This is a genomic window from Spirosoma lacussanchae (genome assembly GCF_005870035.1).
In the GTDB taxonomy this organism is placed as follows: domain Bacteria; phylum Bacteroidota; class Bacteroidia; order Cytophagales; family Spirosomataceae; genus Spirosoma; species Spirosoma lacussanchae.
The window spans coordinates 2231573-2255388 of the sequence record NZ_SWJG01000001.1 but is presented as its reverse complement, the minus strand read 5'-3'; the positions used below and the strand labels follow the sequence as shown (position 1 = coordinate 2255388).

The following is a 23816-nucleotide window of genomic DNA, read 5'->3' as shown; positions in this document are numbered from 1 at the left end:
ATGGTTACTGATACGATAAAAACCTACTCCCGAAAGCGTCATGCCGTGGCTGACGCCGGTACCCCCTCGTCTGGCTATTGGGGGAAACGCGTATTCGACCTCACGATCAGCCTGTTCATAATAGTCTTTGTGCTGAGCTGGCTCATGCCCGTCATCGGTCTTGCCATTATCCTCTCGTCACCGGGTCCGGCCCTGTTCGTGCAAATCCGGTCGGGTCGAAATGGACGTCAGTTTCGCTGCTATAAATTCCGCACTATGTTCATTGCCCCCCGGCATAACCATCCGTTCCGGCAGGCCTTTCCCGATGATCCGCGCGTTACACCTTTAGGGCGACTGCTCCGCCGAACCAACCTGGACGAAATCCCCCAGTTTCTGAACGTACTGCTGGGCAATATGAGTTTGGTAGGTCCGCGCCCCCACCCAATTGAACTGGATGCCCAGTACTGGTATAAACTACCCGGATACGCGCGCCGGTATGATCTGAAACCAGGCATTACCGGGCTGGCCCAGGTCCGCGGCTATCGGGGCGCGGTAATGAACCCGCTCATGATGAAGCACCGGGTTCGTTACGACCGTTTCTACATCCAGAAAGCCTCTCCAATGCTCGACGTATCCATTTGCCTCCAAACCCTGGTAACCATGCTTACGGGCAATACCGATGCATTCTGATGTCGATCAAGCGCTTTGCCCTCCAGCGTTTAAACCGCATCGACACCCGTAGTCTGCAGGTGTATCGAAACATTGTCGAATCCGTTATTCTAAAGGGAGCCAGTGTTTTGATCGGCTTCGTTACGGTCACCTTAACGGTTCGTTACATTCCCGTCAATGACTTTGGCATCTGGATGACCATTACCTTTCTGACCAACTGGTTTAGCCTGGTCGATGTTAGCTTCGGTAATGGCCTGCGCAACAATCTCGTGCTCTTTTTCACTACTAATGATGAGACCAGCGCCCGGGAGCACATCAGCACCCTTTACTTTCTTTCAGCCCTCTGCGCACTGGGTTTATGCCTGCTGTTTGGCCTGGCGCCCGGGCTGGTAGACTGGACCACACACCTGCATATCACCAGCGATCAGCCCGCCCGCATCAACGCCATCATTACGTACACGCTGATTGGCTTTAGCCTTCAACTAGCCCTGAAACCGATCAATTCCATTCTGCTGGCCGACCAGCGAACCGCTACGGTAGCCCGCATCATGCTGCTCATTAATGCACTGATCGTCGGGCTGATCTATCTGGCTTCGGTCATGTCGACACCTTCGCTGCTGGTCATCGCTCACATTACCAACATCGTACCACTACTTGTATTCGCGCTGACATCGGTCTATTTTTTCCGTACCCAGTATGCCCGGGTCCGCCCTTCCATTCGCCATATCAGGTTCGAACTAACCGGTAAGCTACTAAACATCAGCGGGCAGTTTTTCTTTCTACAGTTAATCAGTGTCCTCGTATTCACGTCGGGCGGGCTGTTTATCTCCTATTTTCTGGGTTCGGCCGATGTGGCCCCGTTCAGCATTGCCAACAAGTACTTCAGCGTGCTGACTTTTTTATATGGTATCGTGATCACTCCCTACTGGTCGGCGTTTACCGATGCCTGCGTTAAACAGGACATAGGCTGGATACAGAATACGATGCGCCGACTGAACCGGCTCAGTCTGGGTGTGGCCGCGCTCGCGCTGCTGATGTTCGTGGTTGCCCAGCCCGTGTTTGCGTTCTGGATTGGGCCCAAAATTCCGATTCCGATCAGTCTGTGCGGGTGGCTGACTGCCTACGTGATCAGCTTCAATTTTTTGAGCAACTACAACTATTTCGTCAACGGAGCCGGACAGCTTGGCCCGCTGGTACGAGCGTCGCTGATTGGGGCTATTCTGTATGTTCCGCTCAACTACCTGCTGTTTCGGTACGTCCAGGCCGGACCAGCCAGTGTGGTTATTGCCGGTACCATCTGGAACTGCTTTCTGCTGATCGTCTGCGCTGGTCAGTACCGGCGTTTTATCCATAACCGGGCCCAGCCTCCTGTCTATGCGGATCTTCTCAGTCATTAGACTTGTCTATCGGGCCGTTCGGTTTATTCGTCGGCGGGTCAGGCGCTGGGGTGGTCAGCAACTGACCCGATTGCGGTTCTATGTCAACGGAGCCACGATAGGGCCCGGCCTGAAAAGTTACGGCATTCCGATCGTTGACATTAATGAGGGTTGCCGCCTGATCATTGGGCACTCGCTGATGCTCAATAACGGCCTGAACCATAATCGCATCGGCCGCCAGCAACCCTGCCTGTTCATTGCTGACCTGGGCGGTACAATTCGCATTGGCGACCGCGTTGGTATGAGCGGAACAGCGCTGGTGTGCCACCAGTCTATCGTCATCGGCGACGATGTCAGCATTGGGGGCAATACCGTGATTTATGATACCGACTTTCATAGCCTCGATCCCCGGCAGCGGGGTACCAGCGCCGATAACGCCCTGGCCAGTACCGCTCCAGTGCATATAGGGAACCAGGTTTTTATTGGTGCGCACGTCACCATCCTGAAAGGCGTCTGCATCGGCGATCACGCCATTGTTGGTGCGGGCGCGGTAGTAACCCGGAACGTTCCGCCCAATGAACTGTGGGCGGGCAACCCGGCCCGGCATATACGTTCACTACACGCACCATCGACCTATGAATAAGCTGCTGCTGATGGGCCTGTGCTTCCTGGCGGCCCAGCTGACTCCTGTTGTGTATCAACTCGGATTTGGTTACCGGGAGGCCTTTCTATATCCCTCTCTGCTCAGCCATACGCTCCTAGTTGTGCCCATCTTCGTCGTCTTTCATCTCAAGAATCGATTTACGAAAGGGTTCCTGCTCATATGGATAGGCTGGCTGTTTGTGGGAGAGGTTAAAATCCTGACCTATTACGCGGTCAATCCTTACTACATCGCTATGGACGAAGGCTGTATCATTTACAACCTGTTCCTCAGCTGCCTGAGCCTGGGGATGCTTATTCATGACCAGCTGACACCTGTCAAACAAGTACCGGCTTCGGCTCAGCAAACCGGCCGTCCTCTCTTTAACGACCTAACCTGGCTGGAGTACCCACTCCTGTTTTTCCCCGTGCTCTGGTTCGCTGATTTCATTAGCCACGTGGGGTATATCCCGATCCTTTCCGGAAGCGATTTTACGGATAAAATGTACGAGATCGACTACGGGTATGTTTACAACTACGGTTTTTTCAACTGCGTGTCGGCGGTGCTGCTGTACGATCGCTACCAGCGCGCCAACCACAAAGCCGCCCGGCTTGCCTGGCTGGTTGCCGTAGTGGGGGCGGTGCTTATCATGACGATCGACAGTAAACGGCTGTTTCTGCTCGTTTCGTTGCTATCCATTTTCGCCTATGACCGAGTCCTGGCGGGTCGGGTGGCTATCAATCTCAAATCGGTAATCATGCTGGCCAGCGCCGTACTACTGTACGCCGTACTGCAAAGCCTGCGACTGGGCAATATGTCCATGTCGATTACCGGTACCGAGGGCTTCCCGCTCGGTGTCGAGTTTCGGGAGTACATCCGTGCCGTTAACGAGTTTAAGCCAGGAGAAATACCCGGCTATGATTTGACAGCCAGCACCCTGGGCTCGCTAATTAACTCATCGGTTCTGAAACTGGCGGGCTTCGACAAATCAGCGCTGGTGTCTAAGGACAGTGCCTTTTCGTTTATGAAGTTATTCGACTCCAGCAACACCCTCGGTATCCGGACGGGCCTGACATCGGAATTATACTTCGCCTACGGATTTTATGGCCTGCTGGTTATTACCGGTTTTGGATATGCCGTCAGTGCGCTGGCGTATTCGCTCTTAACGGTCAGCCGGAAATCAACCCTCGTTCTGCAAATTGTCAGTTTCTCCTTACTGGTGCTGACGGTGTTTGGGCAAAGTTCCGTAACAGCGGGTTGCCTGTGTGTCTTGCTTTACCTGTACGGCCTCATCCGGCTCGTTAGCCCCCGACTACCCCGGTATGCGTTGCCCGTTTACCCGGCCGAGCCGTCTCCTGCCTACTATAGCCGTGATCTACATTATCATCCCCGTACATAACCGGAAGGCATACACCCGGCAGTGCCTGGCCAGTCTGCGCCGGCAGACGTATGCTTCCTTTACCGTGGTGGTCGTTGATGATGGGTCTACCGATGGCACGTCAGCCATGATCCAGGCCGAATTTCCGGAGGTGGTTGTACTTTCGGGCACTGGCTCCCTCTGGTGGGCGGGCGCTACAAATTTGGGTATCCAGTACGCCCTCGACCGGATGCCTGCCGATGCCGACGCCTTTGTGTTAACCCTCAACGACGATACGCAGGTCCCCCCTGACTACCTGACCAGCCTGGTAGATTCCTGGCAGAACCATACCCCCTGTGTCGTAGGATCTATATCCGTGAATATCCATCAGCCCGATCAACTCCTCTATGCTGGAACCCGGCTGAACTGGTTCACAGCCCGGTTCACCGATCTGGCGCGAATCATGTACCGGAACCAGCTTAGCCAGCTGAAAGCCTCGAATCAACACGCCATTGACTCCGACAGCTTACCGGGCCGGGGTATGCTAATCCATCGGTCGGTTATCTCGATGGTCGGGCTTTTCGATGCACACCATTTTCCGCAGTACCTGGCCGACCTCGATTTTTCAATTCGGGCACGCCGGGCTGGCTTTCCGCTGCGGGTATCGATCAGCAGCCTGGTGTATGAACATACCGAAACGACCGGCCTGTCGATGGACAAGGCAAGGTCATGGCGCTCGTTCTGGGATAGCCTGTTTTCGGTGCGGTCGCCAGTACAGCTACGCATACGGTATCATTTTGCCCGACTCCACGCCCCCAGCCCCCCGCTGTTTCTGCTGGCTGACTTAGGCCGGATTCTGGGCGGTTACCTGGTCCGGCGGCTCAGGCGGTAGCCCCTGTGCAGACGTTCTGCCTCCTGCCGACTGAATGGTATCGGTATATAATCGAATTATGGCCTCGCGGGCTGCCTCTTTCGAGTAACGAACGTACTCAAGACGACTATGCCGGGCCAGCTTCCGGCGCAGCTCCGGTTGTTCATCTACCTGACCGACAGCCCGAATCAGGTCGTTGCTATCCCCCGTTCGAAACAGAAGTCCGGTCTGGCCATCCGTTATGATCTGATTCAGGTTGTCCTGGTCAGAACAGATAATGGGAGTACCGGCCGCAAACGCTTCCAGCAATACCGTAGGCAATCCTTCATACCAGACAGATGGTACGATCAGCGCCCGGCAGGTCTTCAGCGCGTCGATGACCGCCGTACGCGACTGCCACCCCTGGTAGTCGATCGTCGGGTGAGCGGCTGCCGCCCGCATTACCTCCGTTGCCAACGGCCCATCACCCAGAATACGCAGCGGGAACGACCGCGCCCGTGCCGCGTCGAGCAGCACATCAATCCCTTTTTCGGCCGACAGGCGGCCAATGAACAAAAAGAAAGCCTGTCGGTGCTCAACATCAGCCGCGCCTACATCGGCTACGAAATTGGGCTTCACCACGACCTGATCGGGCCGCAGTTTCAGCGATGACTGAAGTATTTTCTGACGGGCAAACTCCGTCAGCACCACAAATCGATTGACACTTCGCCAGATCCCGGTCAGCTTGTGCAACAGGGTCGTCAGCGATAGTTGAGCCGACTGCAGATACGACTCGCGGAAGCAGGCGTGACGAATACCCGCCAACGCGATCGTTTGGCTCAGGCAGGTTTCGCACGGCACAAGGCCTTCGCGCATTAAAAGTCCACTCACACAAACCAGCCGGTAGTTATGTAACGTCATCACCACCGGCACTTTACGCTGACGGGCCACCCGAATCACCGACGCCGACGCCGTATAAAACAGATTATGGATATGAACCAAATCAGGCCTGAACCGGGCAATCACCTGGTCAAGCCGTTTGCCCGATTGCGTATTATATAGCGCCTTTACTCCGGAACGAAGGGTACGGACCAGCGTACCGTCGAAGCTTTCGTTGGTAAAGGTGAGCGTTTCTACCGTGACGCCCGCATCGCGGAGCAAACCGGCTTCCTGTTCAAATACGGCGTCTTCTCCGCCCGGCTGCTGGTAGTAATTATGGATGAGCAATATCCGCATGGCTCTCGGTGCTAACCGGTAACCCGGCGATTTCGACGAATAGGGTATATAGTCAGCCAGGTCCGGATTTTATTCAGGATGCGTACCGGGACACTAAATTCCCGTTGAAACTGACGGGTATAGAACCAATTGGGTACGGCCCGGTCGGGCAACCGGAAGTGGCGCTGATGCCCGGCATCCAGCGGGGTTTTGTACCGGTCGAAGATGACCTCGGTGGTTGAATCGAGGGAGTCGATGCCGATGTTCAGGGTCTTGGAAACGGTCGGGTATACGGTCAGCCCCTTTTCCTTGAATTCACTGTAACACAACCGTATATCCCAGGCATCGATAGCTTTGGTATACGCCCGGCGCAGCATCCGGACCCGGTCGGTTCCGCCCGCGTTGAACGCCTGCCTGGCTCGCCGGTCGGTCATGAACGCATCGAAGTCGGTCAGTTCCCAATCGACCCGTTGCCAGCGGTCGGCCCAGATTCCCCAGCCCCAGGCACAAGTTCTGCCAAAGAAATAGACATCGTCGTTGTAATCGGCGGGTTGTCGAAATGGAAATGTATAGCCTCCTACCGAGAACACCGAAGGCGTGTCGGCGTACTGGGTCAGGCACTGATTCATGTAGTCCAGAAAATTAGGACTGGTCACTATATCATCTTCCAGCACGATCGCTGAGGGGTACTTGCGGAGTATTTCGGTAACGCCAGCAATGATGGAGTTGGCACAGCCTTTATTGTGATCACTATACACCCGATGAATGGTTCGGAAACCGCTCAGGCCATCCAGCAGAGCGCGTACCGCCATTACTTTTGCCGATTCGTCGGCCCGCCGGGGACCATCCAGTCGGGGACCATCCACGAAGACGTACAGATCGCTCTCGGCGGCCAGATGGTTGGCCTGCAAAGCCGTCAGCGTGCGCTGAAGCTCGTGAGTACGCTTGTAAGCGAATAAGATAATCGGGGCAGGCATACGTAATTGATCACTGGGGAATACAGGGCAAGCAGCACAGACCAGGCGACTAGCGGTAGCTGTCTGTCAATTCAGCCGGGTCAGCCGGGAGGGGCCGTTGCTGCCGGTACCACTGTTGAACCAGGTAGTAAAGAAACAGGGTGTTGGTAACGGCGTAGCGGGCAAACAACCGACGTGGCTCCTGCATAAATCGATACAACCACTCAAGGGCGGATCGCTGCATCCAGCGGGGTGCCCGCTTCTGTGAACCAACCGTTACCGGGAGCGCTCCACCAATCCCAAGCAGGACAGCCGGTATACGGTCCGACAGGGCCGCCATCCAGGCCTCCTGCCGGGGACATCCCAACGCCACGAAAACGAGCTGGGCTCCTGACATACTGATCTGAGTCGTTACCTGTGCTTCTTCGGACGGACTGAGCGGCCGGAAAGGCGGTGAATACATACCGACAATTCGTAGCGTAGGGTGGTGATGGAGACAGTAGCGGTTACACATGGCCAGCACTTCGCCGGTAGATCCGTAGATATACACGGCCAGCTGATGCCGGTCAGCTTCCTCAAACAAGGTGGGCAGGACGTCGAGGCCCGTGATCCGCTCCTGCCGGATACCATACAACCAGCGAAGCGCCCAGGTCAGCGGTACCCCATCAGCCAGCGTCCAGGTCGATCGGTTAACCGCCTGCCTGAACGTTGGATTACGGGCGGCTTCCACGATCATGTGGGCATTTGCGAAACAGGCATATCCTGACTCCCGATGCCGGGCCGCTTCGATCACCTGCCCGATAAACTGGTCGTATCCACAAGCCGTAATCGTCAGGCCAACGAGCTTATGTCGGGGGCTGGGCGCTGGCATTACCCGGGTGAGGTTAGCTTTCATGATCGGTACCTGGTCTAAACCTGTACTACCCAGACGTACAACCAGACCGGATGTAACAAGGCCTGTTCCTAAAACGTGGATCATCGGGCCTGCGAATTGGCCTGCCTGACCGGGCCAGTCGTTTGGTACCAGTTTAGCCGTACATTTACAGACTGTATAGTTAGTGCTGCGTATCCACCAGCTTCAGGTAATGAATTCTCTACATAGCTTGCTACGTCAGTTCAGGTCCCTGATTCCAGGCTGGCAGGGTGTTACCCCTGCAGAAACGACCTGTTTCTGGCAAACCGACATTCACTCGCACCTGTTACCGGGCGTCGACGATGGTGTATCGACGCCGGAGCAGGCGCTTGACTGTTTGCAGCAGCTGGCAACCGGCGGGATTCGCCATGTAATCACAACACCCCATGTCAGCCAGGACTGGTACCCCAACACCCGGGCCACCCTGCTGACGGGTCTGACTTCCCTGCGCCAGCTGGTTGCCGAACACCAGCTCCCGCTAACCATCGATATGGCGGCCGAATACCTGGTCGATGATCTTTTCCTCGACTTGCTCCAAACCGATCAGCTGCTCAGCTTTGGTCCGGAGCGGTATGTACTCTTCGAAACCGGCTGGGCCTCGGCGCCCCATTTTCTCAACGAGATTCTGTTTCACCTGCTGGCTCAGGGCTATCAGCCGGTGCTGGCCCATCCGGAACGGTATACCTACTACCACGACCAGCTAAAAACGCTGGATGAACTCCGGTCGAAGGGGTGTCTGTTCCAGCTCAACTGGGGCTCGCTGACCGGGCGATATGGCAGACGCGTAAAGACGCAGGCACAGCAACTCCTCCGGCAAAAATGGGTTGACTTTATCGGCTCCGACGCCCATCGTCCCTCCGATCTTGCCATATTGCCCACACTGATTGCGTCGGCCGATTATGAGCAGCTTCGGCAACAGCCGCTGCGCAACCAGAGCCTGCTGGGGCTGTCCAGTATCCCACCTGCTGAATCACTCTGCTGACTACTTTACCCTATGCAAAAGAACGATCCTCGAACCCTCACTGCCTGGACATTCTACGACTGGGCCAACTCTGTTCACTCACTCGTTATCGTATCGAGTATTTTCCCGGTTTATTTTTCGGCAACGGCACTCAACGAAGCCGGTGGCCCGGTCATCGATTTTCTGGGCATGTCGATCAAAAACTCGGTGCTGTTTTCCTATACGGTGTCAGCCGCGTTTCTGCTCACCGCCCTGCTGTCGCCGGTCTGCACGGCGATTGCCGACTATAGCGGCCGGAAGAAAGCATTTATGAAAGGCTTCTGTTACACGGACGCCATCAGCTGTAGTCTATTGTATTTTTTCACCCAGGATACCACTACCTTCGCCGTTATCTGCTTCTGGCTGAGCCTGATTGGCTGGAGTGGCAGCATTGTCTTCTACAACTCCTACCTCCCCGACATTGCCACCGAAGACCGCTTTGACCGGGTCAGCGCACGGGGTTTCTCGATGGGGTACATTGGCAGTGTATTGCTGATGATACTCAACCTGGTTGTTATCCTGAAGCGCGACTGGTTCGGCAATATTTCCGAAGCAATGGCGTCCCGCCTGGCTTTCCTGACCGTTGGCCTGTGGTGGATCGGGTTCGCGCAGATTCCCTTCAGCCGGTTGCCCGATGGTGTCCGCAAAGCGGCTGCCGTCAATCCGTCGGCGGGCAGCAGCTACCTGCTCAACGGATTTAAAGAGCTCAGAAAGGTATTTTCTGAACTACAGATGTTGCCGATGGTAAAACGGTTTCTGCTGGCTTTCTTCGTATACAACATGGGGGTGCAGACGGTAATGTACGTAGCCACCATCTTCGGCAGCGACGAGCTTAAAATGGAAGGACAGAGCCTGATCATTCTGATTTTGCTGCTGCAGCTCGTTGCCATTCCGGGGGCTTACGGGTTCTCGCGGCTGTCGGAGCGGATCGGGAATACGTATGCGCTGATGGTAGCGGTTGTGATCTGGATCGGTATATGCGCAGCCGCCTATTCAGTGCAGACCGAAATGCAGTTTTTCGCGCTGGCGTCGATAGTAGGCCTGGTGATGGGCGGGGTGCAGTCGCTGTCGAGGTCTACCTACTCCAAACTAATTCCGGCTACGACCGATACGGCTTCCTACTTCAGCTTCTACGACGTTACCGAAAAATCATCCATCGTGCTGGGTACGCTGTTATACGGCCTGATCGAACAACTAACGGGCAGTATGCGAAATTCGGTGCTGGCCCTATTGGTGCTGTTTGTCATCGGGTTAGTGCTGCTGTGGCGGATTCCGTCGCAAAAAATCTACCGGAGCTCATTAGAAAAAGCAGAACTTTTGTAAATTTGCTCCACGAAGGAGGTTAGCTCAGTTGGTTCAGAGCGCTGCTTTGACAGAGCAGAGGTCAGCGGTTCGAGCCCGCTACTTCCTACCAGAGAACTCGAAAGCAACCCGCTTTCGAGTTTTTTTGTGACCCGTTGGCGGCTTAAACACCCGCTGCGGGCCCACTATGCAAAACAGGCCCACGTACAACTCTGTACATGGGCCTGTTTTGCATACTCCTTTAATCATCTAGTAAGGCTGGGCCGACTGCGATTCTTCGGCGGCCTGGCGAACGCCATCAGCCTGCGTCTCCATTGGGGTAGCATGGCCATTGCTGGGTTCGCGAAGTCCCTCGGCCACACGACGGCCGTAGTCCTCATCACATTTCGTGAACAGCTCGATCATCTTATCCTGTACGATCTTATGTGCCGGCTTAAGCGCTCCAACCAGATTGTTGATCAAATCGTCGCGCTCCCAGTCCTCGAACAGGCGATACCGTTCACCCGCCTGTTTGAAGTCGTTGGTGCGTTCAATCTTCTGCCGCACCAGGTTTCCCGCTACATAGGGGGTATGGTCCGGGCCAACCTTAGCCGACTCTTTCAGGCCACCCAGCGACGAAGGTTCGTAGTTGACGTGCGGATTCTGGCCCGGGGCCGTATCGACATGGTAAGCCATCTGTCCGTCACGCTGGTTGGTCGCCACCCGTTTCTTCGGCGCATTGATGGGTAGTTGCAGGTAGTTGGCGCCCACCCGGTACCGCTGGGTATCGGAATACGACAGCGTCCGCCCCTGCAGCATCTTGTCATCCGAGAAGTCGAGTCCGTCGACCAGCACTCCGGTTCCGAAGGCCGACTGCTCGACCTCGGCAAAGTAATTCTCCGGGTTTCGATCCAGCACCATACGCCCTACCGGCAGGAACGGGAATTGGTCGGTTGGCCAGAGCTTGGTATCGTCCAGCGGATCAAAATCCAGTTCAGGGTGCTCGTCATCGCTCATGATCTGTACACAGAACTCCCATTCCGGAAACTCGCCCCGCTCGATTGCATCATACAAATCCTGAGTCGAGTGGTTGAAGTTCTTACCCTGGATCTGCTCGGCCTGCTCCTGGGTCAGGTTCCGGATGCCCTGCTTGGGTTCCCAGTGGTATTTTACCAGTACAGCTTCTCCCGCTTCGTTAACCCATTTGTACGTGTTCACCCCCGACCCCTGCATTTGTCGATAGTTGGCCGGGATGCCCCAGGGCGAAAACAGGAACGTGATCATGTGCATCGCTTCCGGCGTGTTACTAATAAAATCGAAGATACGCTCGCCGTCCTGCCGGTTCGTTACGGGATCGGGTTTGAAGGCGTGAACCAGATCCGGGAACTTCATAGCGTCCCGGATGAAGAACACCTTCAGGTTATTACCCACCAGGTCCCAGTTTCCGTCTTCCGTATAAAATTTGGTGGCGAAACCGCGGGGATCGCGTAGCGTTTCGGGGGAATGACCACCGTGGATCACCGACGAGAAGCGTACGAATACAGGCGTCTGCTTTCCTTTCTGCTGAAAAAGCTTGGCCCGGGTGTAGGTCGAAATGGGCTCGTCGCCAACGGTTCCGTAGGCTTCGAAGTACCCATGAGCGCCTGCTCCCCGGGCGTGAACGACCCGCTCCGGAATACGCTCCCGGTCAAAATGGGTGATCTTCTCCAGAAACTGGTAGTTCTCAAGCGTGGTTGGGCCACGACTGCCGACCGTACGGGTATTCTGGTTATCGCGGATGGGGTGCCCCTGCCGGGTTGTCAGGGTTTGATCATCGGTGCTGCCGTTCTGCGCTGACTGACCATTCGTTGGATGTCCGTTGCCGCTTTGATGTTGTGCTTCCATGGGTTCAAAGGCTATACTTTATTCTCTATTAAAACAACAGACTATAAAGGGTGTTTGGTCCGGTTGAGAATTTTATAGCTATTGTCCTGATAAAGAACCCGGAACCCGACAAGATTTTCATGTCGGAGGGGTGTATAGCGGTGCCTATACTGACCGGATAGCGGCAAAACGCCCCGACTTTACATAAGTCGGGGCGTCCTGTTCAGTTCGTAGAGCGGGGTAAATCAGTGATTGACCAGTACTTCCTGCTCCGGACGACGCCGGGTGCTCAGGTTCACATCGCGTAGCTCGTACTGAATGCCCTGCGCGGCAGCAATATCCTGAAAGTCGTACAGCATGTTATAAATATCGTGATCGATGAACGCAGCTTTTTGCCCGTCGACAACAACTTCATCGCCCGTACGCAGGCTCCCGAGCGCTTCTTTCAGCTGAGGCTTGCTCAGGAAAAACAAATCTTTTTCGACCAGAATGAGCACCTGATTCCCCTCGCGCACCAGCCGGAAGGTAGACTGAAAATTGGTATAGAGTACGTAGATAATGCCTACAACGGTTCCGAGCGCAATGCCCTTCAGCAGATCGGTGAAGACAATACCAAGCACCGTCACGATAAACGGGATGAACTGGCTCCAGCCATCTTTATAGCTCTTTCTGAAGATAGTAGGTTTGGCCAGCTTGTAGCCAACCATAATGAGCACGGCGGCCAGGCAGGACAGCGGTACCAGGTTCAGCAGTGGGCCACCCAGAAAGACCGCTACCAGCAGCAGCACCCCGTGCAGCACGGTCGATATCCGAGTGCGGGCCCCTCCATAGACGTTAGCCGACGACCGTACGACCACCGATGTAATCGGCAGCCCGCCAATCAGCCCCGATACCATATTGCCGACACCCTGGGCAATCAGTTCCTGGTTCGTTGACGACACCCGTTTTTGCGCGTCGAGCCGGTCCGACGCTTCAAGGTTCAGCAGGGTTTCCAGACTGGCAACCAACGCGATAGTGGCCGCGATGGCATACACGCCCGGATTGCTCAGCACGCTCAGGTCGGGAAAATCGAAGATCGAGAAAAAGCTTTTCCCCGGAGCGATGGTGGGGATCTGGACCATGTGCTGATGGGCCGTGTCGCCCAGGTACCAGGACGGTACGCTAATCCGAAAAAACTCGTTCAGCATCACGCCCATAACCACCACAACCAGTGCCGACGGAAAGTTTTTGAAGAACGCTCGGGTGCTGCGCCCGGCGATCCGCTCCCAGCCGATCAGAAACAGCAGCGATGACAGACTGATGACAACCGCGCCCGGGCTGGCCGTTTCTATGGCCCGGTATATTTCTGACAGAGTATTTTCTCCATCGGCCAGCTGCTGAAACTCGAACTCGCCCTCGTAATCATTATCACGGCCGAGGGCGTGCGGAATCTGTTTCAGAATGATAACGATGCCGATGGCTACCAACATTCCTTTGATAACGCTATCCGGGAAAAAACCGCTGAACCGACCGGCTTTGATCAGCCCCAAGACCAGCTGGAAAAGGCCAGCCAGGACGACCGCTACTAGAAATGCCTCATAAGAGCCTATTTTTGCAATAGCATCGGCCACGATAACCGCCAGCCCGGCAGCCGGACCACTGACGCTGACCTCAGAGCCCGACAGCAGACCAACGACTATGCCGCCAATGACGCCGGCCACCAGGCCCGAAAATAAAGGAGCCCCGGACGCCAGCGCAATGCCCAGGCAGAGCGGCAACGCCACCAGAAAGACAGACAGCCCGGCGGGAATATCCTGACGCAGCCAGGCTGATTGATAGCTCGTAAGCGTACGAACTGGACTTACTCGTTGCATAAAGAGGGCGGATTCGGTCAGCTGGCGAGTCGGTCAATGCCAGTCACACGTAAAACATTGCACGTTGTTTAAAGAGGTTAAAATTACTCAATTACTTATCCTGCCTTATATTTTGACCAGACTTTCTGAAAAAGAACAGCAGTTCATCCGCGAGCACCGAACCGATGATATCGGCGCGCTCCTGCTGCGCCCCAATCCCGCCGGGCTGGACCTGAAAAAGCTGGCCGCCCAGCTGAGTGCCCGTCAGAAAGCCCGGTTTAAATTGCCTACCTGGTATGAAACCGACGAACTGGTGTTCCCCCCTGCCATGTCGGTAGAACAGGCTTCTTCAGAAGCCACCGCCCGGTACAAGGCGTCGCTGGTCCAGGGCGGGTTGCTGCTCGATCTTACGGGCGGTATGGGGGTTGACACCTGGGCCTTCGCGCAGCGCTTACGTACGGTCATATACGTAGAGCAGCAGCCGGAGCTGGCTAAACTGGCTGCCGACAACCTGGAGACCCTTGGCCTGACCAACGTTAGGGTGCAGACGGGTAATGGACTGGTGGTTGTTCAGACCCTCAGCGAACCGGCCGACTGGCTGTACCTGGACCCGCACCGGCGCGACGGGCAGGGCGGCAAAGTAGTTCGGCTGGCCGACTGCGAGCCGGATCTGTCGAAACCGGACGTGCTGGCTGACCTGCTGACCAAAGCCAGTACTATCCTGCTGAAAACCTCGCCCCTGATCGACATCGACGCTACGATCCGGCAGCTAAGCGGCCCGGCACAGGGCGTACGAGCCGTTCATGTTGTCGCCTTGCAGGGTGAGGTAAAAGAAGTACTGTTCATCATTGACGGTCAGCCAGTAGATCAAGCGATGATCGAGGTTAACGCTGTTAACTTATTATCAGATAATACTATACGCATTTGTTTTCAGCGACAGGAAGAGCGCACCGCCGAAGTTACCTTTGGTCATCCAGAGACCTATTTGTACGAGCCCAACGCGGCTGTGCTGAAAGCTGGCGCCTTTCGGCTGGTTGCCTCCCGTTTTGGCCTCCTCAAACTGGCTCCTCACTCGCATTTGTATACCAGTGATGCGTTACGTGCTGACTTTCCAGGTCGTATATTCAGGGTTGATCAGTCTGTCCGGGCCGATCGTAAGGCATTGCAGGCCGTTGTGCCGGGCCTGAAAGCGAACCTGACCGTTCGTAATTTCCCGCAGACGGTTGCCGAACTGCGCAAAAAACTGGGCCTGCAGGAGGGCGGTGAACAGTACCTGTTTGCCACCACCCTGCTCAACGGCGACAAGCGGCTGATCGTGTGCCGCAAGGCGAATTGACCCCAACGGAACATTTTTACCGCCGGAACCGTATGCATGTTGGCTTACCTTCCGGTAACGCCATCCGGTATCATCCCACTGACCATACATTCAATGAAAAAGAACCTATTTCTCGCCCTGCTGATAACGCTACTGTCAGCCCGCCTGAGCGCCCAGACCATCTACGCGGGCGAAACCACCGTCGATAAAGCCAAACTAAGCGGGCTCTACCTGACCCTGCAGGGTGATGGCAAACAAATTGAAAAAGACTGGGAGACATTTCTGAAGAGCTATGGGCGCCTGTCAGCGTCGCGGGGTACGTACCGGGTTCCCAATGCGGATATTTCTGCCATCTCGCCCGAACCCATCAACCTCACCAGCACGGTAAAATCGTCCAGGACCTCGGCTACCATTTTTGCTTCTTTCGATCTGGGAAGCGGCAACTTTGTGAAGGCGGGTGACCCGGCCTATGCGGCCGCGGAGACCCTGTTAAAAGAATTTTCGAGCCGATCACAGTTTGATCAGGAGGTGCGGCTGGCGCAAACGGGTTTCGACGAAGCACAGAAGAATCACCAGAAATCGGTCCGCAACGGCGAGCGGCTCCAGCGCGAGATTGAGGCTAATGCCAAAGAAAAAGAGCGCCTGCTGAAACGTCTGGACGAAAACGCGAAGGAACTCGAGCAACTCAAGAAAGATATCGAGACCAACAAAACCGAGCAGGCCAGCGCCCTCACCGAACTCGAGAACCGTAAGAAAAACGTGGAAGCCGTTAAGGCCAAAAAGGCAAACTAAACGCAGAACTCCCCGGGGCTGCTACACAGGCTGTCGGTGTAGCAGCCCCGGGGGCTTCCGTTAGTTCCCTTCTTTGACAAATACCCGTTTTACCCGTTCGCTGACGCCGGTTAGGAGTTCGTACGGAATGGTGTCGATCTGGCGGGCCAGTTCGCTGATGGGTAGCTCAGGGCCAAACACAATCACTTCGTCACCTTCCGAAGCCGGAGCATGGGTTATGTCAATCATCACCATGTCCATGCACACGTTGCCGACAATGGGGCATAGGGTATCGTTCACCACAATCTGCCCAACGCCGTTTCCCAGCCGCCTGTCCAGTCCATCGGCATAGCCAATGGCAAGGGTAGCGATCCGGGCCTCATGGTCCAGCACCCCCCGGCGGCTATACCCGACGGACTCACCCGCCGGAACGGTTTTGATCTGGCTGATAACCGTTTTGAGTCGGCCAACGGGTCGAAGCGCGGCCGTATCCAGATGGCTGGCTTCTACCCCGTACAGGCCAATGCCCAGCCGGACCATGTCCAGTTTGTAATCGGGAAACCGAACGATACCGGCCGAGTTGAGCAGGTGCCGCACGGGCATGTAGCCCAGACCGGCTTCGAGCGCGTCGGTACACCGCCGAAAGGTTTCGTACTGCTGCTGCGAAAAGGCGTTGAAATGCGACTCGTCGGCCCCAACCAGATGACTGAATACCGTAGCTACCCGCAGTTCAGGGTGCTCCCGCAGGTAGTCGATCACGCCGGGTAGTTCGCTCTCCAAAAAACCGAGCCGGTGCATGCCTGTATCGATCTTCAGATGGATAGAGGGCACCGACAGCGGGGCAGGTGTGACCGAGTGTATGTCGTTCAGAAAGCGGGTCCACTCCTGCAACATCCGCAGGCTGTACATTTCCGGCTCCAGCTGGTATTCGAGTAAGGTAGCAAAGGTTTCGGGCGCGGGGTTCATCACCATAATCGGCAGGGTAATGCCATTCTGGCGAAGCGATACGCCCTCATCGGCATAGGCCACAGCCAGGTAATCGACCCGGTGAAACTGGAGCAGCTGAGCCACTTCGGCGCTCCCGCTTCCGTAGGCGAAGGCCTTGACCATCACCATGATCTGGGTATCGGCCCCTACTTTTTCGCGGTAGTAGTTAAGATTATGGGTCAGCGCGTCGAGATTGATTTCCAGCACGGTTCCGTGGACTTTCCGCTGCAGCCGGTTTACAATGCGCTCGAACGAAAACGGCCGGGCGCCCTTTACCAGTACCGTACTATCACGCAGATCACCAACCCGAAACTGAGTCAGAAACTCCTCCGTGGTTTCGTAAAACAGGCTGTTGTCGGCAAAAAACCGGGCGTAGCGACCCATGACCGGCCCAATCCCCACGAACAAGGCCACGTCGCCCGACCGGATCAGCCCCGCCACTTGTTCGTAGAGTTCCTCCTCGGGCTGGCCTGACTGTAGCACATCCGACAGGATTACCACCCGACGGCTCCGCGTGCTTTGCTGGTTCAGAAACCGAAGGGCCAGGGTTAGCCCCGCCACGTCGTTGTTGTACGAGTCGTCGACCAGTTCGCAATTATTGATGCCTTCTTTCTGCTCCAGCCGCATCGATACGGGCCGCAGCCGGTTCAACCTCCCCTGGAGGGTTTCCGCATCGAACCGGCGCAGGGTCAGCATCGCCACCAGACAGTGAATCAGGTTTTCGACCGAAGCCGGATCGGTGAACGGCATCCGCAGTTCATACGAACCCGCCGGGCCGGTCAGCAGCAGCCGATCGCCGGTCAGGGTGGCCTGATAGAGCGCGTCTTTGCCGGTCAGTGACCAGGTCATGAAACGCATGTCGGGGTTCACTGCTTTGAGCAGAAGCCGGATTTCTTCATCGACATCGCTGTAGTCGACACAGTATACCAGCGAGCTGGCGTGAATAAACAGCCGTAGCTTCTCGGCTATTTTCTGTTTGCGGGTCCGGAAGCCCTCGTCGTGGGCAGTACCGATATTGGTGAAAATACCCAGCGTGGGCCGGATAATAGCTTCGAGGGCCGCCATCTCGTGCGACTGCGAGATGCCGGCTTCGAAGATGCCCAGCGTATGCCGCTCGCTGAGTTCATGCACCGACAGCGGCACCCCCAGCTGCGAGTTATAGCTTTTAGGGCTTCGGGCAATTACGTATTCGTCGACCAGCAACTGGGCCAGCCACTCTTTTACGATCGTTTTGCCGTTACTACCGGTGATGCCTATCACCGGAATCCGAAACTGCCGCCGGTGTTCGGCCGCCAGTTTTTGCAGCAGGTGCAGGCTGCTGTCGACCTCGATAAATTCCGCGTCGGGGTAGTTGATCAATTCGGCCTGCCGGTCGGGGGTGAGCGCTCCCCGTTCCACGACAAACTGACGAACGCCGGTCTGGTAGAGGTCATGAATGTAGTCATGCCCATCGTGGTGGCTTCCGCGGATGGCAAAGAAAACGGCTTCGTCGGCCGCACCGGCGCGCTGTCGGGAATCGGTGAGCCAAACGGGCCGGATCGAATGTTGGGTTGGTGTCATAAGCAGGTGCTCCCTTCTGGTCACATCCAGCCCCGGCGCTTAAAGTAGATCACCTCGCCCACAGCGATAGCGGTCATAGCGGCCAGCGTCCAGAAGTAACCAGTCTGGGTGCGTAGTTCAGGCATATTATCGAAGTTCATCCCGTAGATACCGGCGATGAACGTCAGCGGAATAAAAATCGACGAAATAATTGTCAGTGTCTTCATGACCGAGTTCATGCGGTTGTTTATGATGGAATAGTACACATCCATCAGCCCCGCAATCTGCTCGCGATACGACTCCAGGGTTTCAATAACCTGGTTCACGTGGTCGGCCAGGTCGCGCAGGAACGGCATGGTTGATCGCTGGATCAGGTCCGACTCTTCGCGCAGCAGAACGCCCAGCATATCGCGAAGCGGGTTTACCACCCGCCGGATATAGGCCAGCTCCCGTTTCAGCTGGTAGAGCGTAGCCAGCGTCTGCTGGTTGGCCCGTTGCTGCACGATATAATCTTCCAGCTCGTCCATTTTTTCGCCGATCCGCTCGGTAATGACCAGGTAGTGATCAACAATCAGGTCCATGAGCGCATACATTAAGTAATCAGGGCCGTTCCGCCGGGTTTTACCCGACGACGCCTTGATTCGTTCGATGACGGGCTGAAAAATATCCATCGATCGCTCTTCCTGAAACGTGATCAGAAAATTTTTTCCCAGCACCAGACTGATGTGTTCCGCTTCGATCTCCTGCTGCCGCCGGTTGTGGTGCAGCATCTTGAGAGTCACGTATACAATACTTTCGTTGGCCTGCGTATCGTCGTAGAGATCGACTTTGGGTTTCTGCTCCACGTTCATTACATCTTCGAGCAGCAGCGGGTGTAGCTGAAACTGCTCGCCCAGTCGCTGCACCACTTTAGGCTCATGGATGCCGTCTACGTCGATCCAGGTGATGTGGGGGATCTCCTCCGCGGGCAGGCGGCACGCGCTCAGCCGCGCATTATCGTCGACATGATATTCGGTGCTGTTGTAGTCGATGCGCTTGATTCGGGTGGCGTGTTGAATTTCTTCGCCTACGTAGGTAAGCGTACCGGGCGAAGTACCGAGCATTTTCTCGGCCGAACGGTACCGTCGGTGTTTCGACATAAAGTGGCGTTTACGCGTGATTCCCTGCGTTTCGGACTCGTCTCCGTGGCTGCATTATTTTTTACGACCCAAAGATAAACCAAGTCGGTTGGTAGGTGGTCAAATGAACACAAATTCGTAGTTTACGACCATGCACCGCCCTTCCTTACTCATCGTTATTCTTGCCGGTCTGGTTACCGCCTGTAGCAGCGGTCAGACGGCCCTTCGCCACGGTCAGTTCGATCTGGCCGTGCAGCGTGCCTCGTTCCGGCTCAACCAGAACCCTGGCCTGAGCAAACGGGGCCATCGGCTGGCAGGGCTGGTTCTGAAGGAGGCTTTTGAACGCGCCTACCAGCAACACCAGTCTACGATTCAGCGCCTGTCGGCGACCGATAAGCCTCGCCCCGGCGAGCCCGGTCCGTTTCGCTGGGAAGCCGTTCATGCCGAATATGAGCAGCTCCAGACTCTGACCAATAACGCAGCCCGATGCCAGAGCTGCGCCGACTGGCTTTCGGCGTATCCGGCCTCGTATGCCGACCGCCAGAACGAGATTCGGCAACTGGCTGCCGCTGATCGCTACGAGCTGGCCGAAGAAGCCTTTGCCTACCGGGAAGAGAACCGACTCGCGGCCCGGGATGCGTATGCAAACTATAAAAAAGCGCTCGACTGGGTACCCGATTACCGCCAGGCCCGGGGCAAGGCCGCCGATGCGTTTCCGTTCGCCATTCTGCGCGTGGTCGTTGAACCCCTCAGCCCAACGAATGAAATCAGCCCGTCTGACAACGCCGAACTGGAAAAGCTTATTTTTAACGAGCTCAGGCAGAACGACATTCCCGCCCCTCTGGTACGACTTTACCCGCCCACCGAAACCGCGGGCGACGGCTACCTCATTCATGAGGTGGTTCAGATGCAGGTGACGGACTACGACTCCTACGATGAAAACCGATCTTCGTCGACGACAACGGTCTACAGCAACAAGGAGTACAAAGTGGGCGAGAAAAAAATCAACGACTCCACCACCGTCGATGTTATGGAGAAAGTATCCGGTAAACTGACCACCTACCGGCTGGAGATCAGCGCTGAACTCGCCCTCCGGCTGCGCGCCCTCGACACCCAGACCGGCCGCGAACGCTGGCACGACACCATCTGGGAAACCCGTAGCTGGGTAACCGAGTGGCAATCGTTCAGTGGCGATAACCGGGCGCTCAACGGAAGCAGTCTCTTATCGGCCAACCCATTCCCTCCGTCGCGCTGGGAACTGTACCGAAGCATGCGCGACGAACTGGCCGGCGATGTTGCTCGTCGGCTCCGGAGCCGATACGCCCGCGAGGAACCTTAATAGCCCTTCTGCTTACATCCCTGCCGTTCTTAAGACTGGATGCTGGTATCTACGTTTGTTTTCATCCACACCCCTGTTCACCATGCGCATCGTAAAAGCTGCCGGCCTGCTGGTCGGTGTCATTGCTGCTCTGGCAGCTGTCTACCTGTTCATCAGTTACTCCCACGTATCCCCCACCGTTCGGGCTAAAGAGCGGCTGTTGGCCAGCGCCCTCCGAAAAGCCGGTTACCAGCCCCGCTACTGGTTGATTTCAGGCTACCGTCCGCCCTGGCTAAACCGACTGATGCCCCTATCGGCTAAAAAAAGCACTCATCAGCAGGGGCTGGCCATCGATATTTGGGTAGGTGACATCAACCGGGATGGGAAATGGACCGATGCCGATGTACAGATCGTAGCCCGCCTGCTGGACAAATTGGACCAGACAAACCCGGCCAGCCAGGGCGGACTGGGACTTTATCATAAGTCGGCCCCCCGCATGATCCACTTCGACGTATCGGGCAAACACCGGCATTGGGATTACTGACCGGGCCCTATCTTTACCGCCCCTAACCATTGCTTTTCATGGCTGACCCCGCCCTTCTTCATCTCGTACAGGACCCAGTAATGGCTCGCATCATTGCCGAAACACCAAGCCCGAAAATTTTTGGCGACTACGCCGACGACGTTTATCTGGCGCTGCTGGAAAGCATCGTTTCGCAGCAGATCTCGGTGAAAGCCGCCGACGCCATCTTCACCCGGTTTCGGGCGCTCTTCCCGGACGGGTACCCCCATGCCGATGCGCTGCTGGCCAAACCAAACGACGAGCTGCGCGGAGCAGGGCTATCGGCCCAGAAGATCAGTTACCTCCGAAGCGTAGCGGAATTTTCGCTGAGTCGGGCGGGCCAGTCCGATGAGGCCGAACTGATGGCGTTTGACCGGGCGCGCCTGGATTCAATGACCGACGAAGCGATCGTTCAATACCTGCTGCCGATCCGGGGCGTGGGCCGCTGGACCGTGGAGATGCTGCTCATGTTCGTGCTGGACCGGCCCGATGTATTCCCAATCGACGATCTGATTATCCGCCAGCGGGTTATCCGGGCGTATCCCGAACAGACGGAGGGGCTGTCGGGCCGGGCGCTCTACAGGGCCATTCACCAGATTGCCGACGCCTGGCGACCCTACCGAACCACCGCCAGCCGCTATCTCTGGCGCTGGAACCCTACAGCCGTTTCACCAGCACCTGCACCTTAGACTGCACGCTGATCAGGACCTGCACTCCGTCGGGCCGGACCACGATGCGCTGGGGCACCATACGAAATTGGTCTACATCCAGCGCCGTTTTCTCGCCCCCTTTGCTGCGCGCAAAAGCGGTTTCGATCTTGCCCGGTATCTGATCGATCTGGGTCCGGAGCGGAACGACCATGGCGGCCTGGAGGGTATCGCGCAAACGGTCGTGCAGGAGCCAGTCGGCCGTAGCAAAAATTCGCTCTTTCGTATCGACGTCAAAGTCAACGTATTCTACTTTGAGCGTATTATTAAGGGTGTCATAAGCAGGCTGTCCCCGGAAATAGAGTGTACCGTTGACGGAGCCCCGTACGTCGGTTCGAAGAATCAGCGACCGTCCGTTGCCGTATACGGTAGCGTTCTTGACGGTAATGTTTCCGCCGGCCAGCTCCAGCTTGCGTTCGGGCAAACTCCGGGTTAGTACGCGGTTCAGATCGGCATACGGAATAAACGCCAGCACCTGCAGCCGCGATGCGTTGGGCAGCTTATTGCGCCGTTGCAGCCGGGGCAGCTTTTCCAGCTCCAGATCAACGGGCCGGGGGCCAACGCGCGTATCGACCCGAAAGGCGATCTGTAATGGTACCGTAATACGCTGCCGGTTACCATAGACCGGAGCAGCCGCCACACTGAACGGACGCGGTATCAGCCATAACTCCTCAGGCTTGCGCGTAATCCGGAGGGGTTTCTGTACGTCGCGCCAGATTTTTCGGATGTGTTTATCGAGCCGCAGCTCGTTATGAACGGCTTTATCGATGGCGAGTTCTATCTCGGCCTTGCGCTTGTTCAGGATTGTATCAGCCAGTTTGGTGATGTTGACCTTGATACCCAGCAGCCGCACCGTGGGCTTTTGTATCCACTGGTAATTCTCGAAGCGCGAACGAGTAGCCAACCGCCAGTTTTCGCCAACGGTCAGGGGCGATGCGAAATTGACCGACAACGCGCACAGGGTCCGCCGTTTCCGGTGCTTGCGGAGTCCGATGGGGTTGCTGTACCAGACTTTCAGCGGAGCCGACAGATACACCCGCTGTCGGTCATACCGAATCTGTACCGGACCGGTTCGCTCGACCCGCAGCCGCCAGGCCTCCCCTTTCTTACCTTCAAACGTCTCTTCCGTAACCAGCACCGGATTGAGCGACTGGTTGATCTTGCGTTCGAGGTCTTTAATCTGGAAGGTAATGTCTCCCGCCACATACGAAATAGGATCGGGTATGGCGGGTTCAAAATCCTGCTGGGCTGGCGCTTTGGACCGAACCCGGTTACAGCTAACCGAAAGGCTAAACGCCAGCGCAAAAACTATAAATCCGATGATCCGTTGAGCATTCATTTGCTACAACAAACCACCGGATTGCCAAAATGTTAGCCTACTAAAACAGTAGTCTTTATTTCCGAATAAGCACCCTGGGCGTCGAATCTGCTTCGCAACCGCATCCTTTACCACAACCAGCCTGTTTTACCGCCACCGACCGGTAAGCCCGCCAGCCCAGATAGCCCAGTGCCAGCCCCAATAAAAGTAAAATGATCAGCTCCTGCATGACAACGCCATTATAACGGTG

At 56.1% G+C, this 23816-nt stretch carries 21 protein-coding genes and 1 tRNA gene; 13 read left to right on the top strand and 9 right to left on the bottom strand.

The window, feature by feature from the left end; genetic code table 11:
* From FBR45_RS09300 to FBR45_RS09280, 5 genes are read left to right on the top strand one after another with little or no spacing between them, the layout of a single operon-like run.
* Window positions 1–669 (top strand): sugar transferase, encoded by a 669-nt coding sequence (locus FBR45_RS09300; RefSeq protein WP_138501388.1) that lies wholly within the window; start codon window positions 1–3, stop codon window positions 667–669.
* Window positions 669–2045 carry a lipopolysaccharide biosynthesis protein gene (locus FBR45_RS09295; RefSeq protein ID WP_138501386.1) on the top strand — a complete coding sequence of 459 codons (1377 nt, stop codon included), beginning with the start codon at window positions 669–671 and terminating at the stop codon, window positions 2043–2045. Before FBR45_RS09300 ends, FBR45_RS09295 begins: the two co-directional genes overlap by 1 nt.
* Window positions 2023–2667 carry an acyltransferase gene (locus FBR45_RS26815; protein ID WP_138501384.1) on the top strand — a complete coding sequence of 215 codons (645 nt, stop codon included), beginning with the start codon at window positions 2023–2025 and terminating at the stop codon, window positions 2665–2667. Before FBR45_RS09295 ends, FBR45_RS26815 begins: the two co-directional genes overlap by 23 nt.
* On the top strand, window positions 2660–4063 hold the full coding sequence (locus FBR45_RS09285) for a hypothetical protein (protein WP_138501382.1): 1404 nt from the start codon (window positions 2660–2662) through the stop codon (window positions 4061–4063). Before FBR45_RS26815 ends, FBR45_RS09285 begins: the two co-directional genes overlap by 8 nt.
* Window positions 4035–4913 carry a glycosyltransferase family 2 protein gene (locus tag FBR45_RS09280; protein WP_138501380.1) on the top strand — a complete coding sequence of 293 codons (879 nt, stop codon included), beginning with the start codon at window positions 4035–4037 and terminating at the stop codon, window positions 4911–4913. Before FBR45_RS09285 ends, FBR45_RS09280 begins: the two co-directional genes overlap by 29 nt.
* Here the strand turns inward: FBR45_RS09280 and FBR45_RS09275 are convergent.
* From FBR45_RS09275 to FBR45_RS09265, 3 genes are read right to left on the bottom strand one after another with little or no spacing between them, the layout of a single operon-like run.
* Window positions 4866–6107 carry a glycosyltransferase family 4 protein gene (locus FBR45_RS09275; RefSeq protein WP_138501378.1) on the bottom strand — a complete coding sequence of 414 codons (1242 nt, stop codon included), beginning with the start codon at window positions 6105–6107 and terminating at the stop codon, window positions 4866–4868. The genes FBR45_RS09280 and FBR45_RS09275 overlap by 48 nt on opposite strands.
* A gap of 11 nt (window positions 6108–6118) precedes the next feature.
* The gene (locus FBR45_RS09270) at window positions 6119–7063 is read right to left on the bottom strand and encodes a glycosyltransferase family protein (protein ID WP_138501376.1); all 945 of its coding nucleotides are present in this window, start codon (window positions 7061–7063) and stop codon (window positions 6119–6121) included.
* A gap of 49 nt (window positions 7064–7112) precedes the next feature.
* Complete coding sequence (locus tag FBR45_RS09265; protein ID WP_138501374.1) at window positions 7113–7937, bottom strand: WecB/TagA/CpsF family glycosyltransferase; 825 nt, start codon at window positions 7935–7937, stop codon at window positions 7113–7115.
* Between the two features lie 190 nt (window positions 7938–8127).
* Between FBR45_RS09265 and FBR45_RS09260 the strand changes: the two genes are divergently transcribed.
* From FBR45_RS09260 to FBR45_RS09250, 3 genes are all read left to right on the top strand, one after another.
* Entirely contained in the window at window positions 8128–8937 is an 810-nt protein-coding gene (locus FBR45_RS09260; protein WP_246082166.1) for a tyrosine-protein phosphatase, read from the top strand.
* Between the two features lie 12 nt (window positions 8938–8949).
* On the top strand, window positions 8950–10278 hold the full coding sequence (locus FBR45_RS09255; RefSeq protein WP_138501372.1) for an MFS transporter: 1329 nt from the start codon (window positions 8950–8952) through the stop codon (window positions 10276–10278).
* A 13-nt stretch (window positions 10279–10291) separates the two neighbouring features.
* Window positions 10292–10369 (top strand) — tRNA-Val (locus FBR45_RS09250).
* A 137-nt stretch (window positions 10370–10506) separates the two neighbouring features.
* Here FBR45_RS09250 and FBR45_RS09245 read toward each other — a convergent pair.
* Together FBR45_RS09245 and FBR45_RS09240 are read right to left on the bottom strand one after the other, a co-directional pair.
* Window positions 10507–12120, bottom strand: a complete 1614-nt coding sequence (locus FBR45_RS09245; RefSeq protein WP_138501370.1) for a catalase — start codon at window positions 12118–12120, stop codon at window positions 10507–10509.
* A gap of 224 nt (window positions 12121–12344) precedes the next feature.
* A complete protein-coding gene (locus tag FBR45_RS09240) occupies window positions 12345–13952 on the bottom strand; it encodes a SulP family inorganic anion transporter (RefSeq protein ID WP_138501368.1) in 1608 nt (535 codons plus the stop codon).
* Between the two features lie 112 nt (window positions 13953–14064).
* Between FBR45_RS09240 and FBR45_RS09235 the strand changes: the two genes are divergently transcribed.
* Both FBR45_RS09235 and FBR45_RS09230 read left to right on the top strand, forming a co-directional pair.
* Entirely contained in the window at window positions 14065–15267 is a 1203-nt protein-coding gene (locus FBR45_RS09235; protein ID WP_138501367.1) for a THUMP-like domain-containing protein, read from the top strand.
* 93 nt (window positions 15268–15360) lie between these two features.
* Window positions 15361–16038 carry a hypothetical protein gene (locus FBR45_RS09230; protein WP_138501365.1) on the top strand — a complete coding sequence of 226 codons (678 nt, stop codon included), beginning with the start codon at window positions 15361–15363 and terminating at the stop codon, window positions 16036–16038.
* 60 nt (window positions 16039–16098) lie between these two features.
* Here the strand turns inward: FBR45_RS09230 and FBR45_RS09225 are convergent, their stop codons facing one another.
* Together FBR45_RS09225 and corA are read right to left on the bottom strand one after the other, a co-directional pair.
* Complete coding sequence (locus tag FBR45_RS09225) at window positions 16099–18564, bottom strand: bifunctional UDP-N-acetylmuramoyl-tripeptide:D-alanyl-D-alanine ligase/alanine racemase (RefSeq protein ID WP_138501363.1); 2466 nt, start codon at window positions 18562–18564, stop codon at window positions 16099–16101.
* A gap of 20 nt (window positions 18565–18584) precedes the next feature.
* Entirely contained in the window at window positions 18585–19682 is a 1098-nt protein-coding gene (gene corA / locus FBR45_RS09220; RefSeq protein WP_138501361.1) for a magnesium/cobalt transporter CorA, read from the bottom strand.
* A 130-nt stretch (window positions 19683–19812) separates the two neighbouring features.
* Between corA and FBR45_RS09215 the strand changes: the two genes are divergently transcribed.
* The 3 genes from FBR45_RS09215 (at window position 19813) to FBR45_RS09205 (ending at window position 22230) form a co-directional block, all read left to right on the top strand.
* Complete coding sequence (locus FBR45_RS09215) at window positions 19813–21000, top strand: hypothetical protein (RefSeq protein WP_138501359.1); 1188 nt, start codon at window positions 19813–19815, stop codon at window positions 20998–21000.
* Window positions 21001–21082: 82 nt separating this feature from the next.
* A complete protein-coding gene (locus FBR45_RS09210; protein WP_138501357.1) occupies window positions 21083–21523 on the top strand; it encodes a DUF882 domain-containing protein in 441 nt (146 codons plus the stop codon).
* Between the two features lie 38 nt (window positions 21524–21561).
* The gene (locus FBR45_RS09205) at window positions 21562–22230 is read left to right on the top strand and encodes a DNA-3-methyladenine glycosylase family protein (RefSeq protein WP_138501355.1); all 669 of its coding nucleotides are present in this window, start codon (window positions 21562–21564) and stop codon (window positions 22228–22230) included.
* Here the strand turns inward: FBR45_RS09205 and FBR45_RS09200 are convergent.
* On the bottom strand, window positions 22199–23587 hold the full coding sequence (locus tag FBR45_RS09200; protein WP_138501352.1) for a DUF4403 family protein: 1389 nt from the start codon (window positions 23585–23587) through the stop codon (window positions 22199–22201). The genes FBR45_RS09205 and FBR45_RS09200 overlap by 32 nt on opposite strands.
* A 55-nt stretch (window positions 23588–23642) precedes the next feature.
* Complete coding sequence (locus tag FBR45_RS09195) at window positions 23643–23795, bottom strand: FeoB-associated Cys-rich membrane protein (RefSeq protein WP_138501350.1); 153 nt, start codon at window positions 23793–23795, stop codon at window positions 23643–23645.
* Between the last annotated feature and the right edge of the window lie 21 nt (window positions 23796–23816).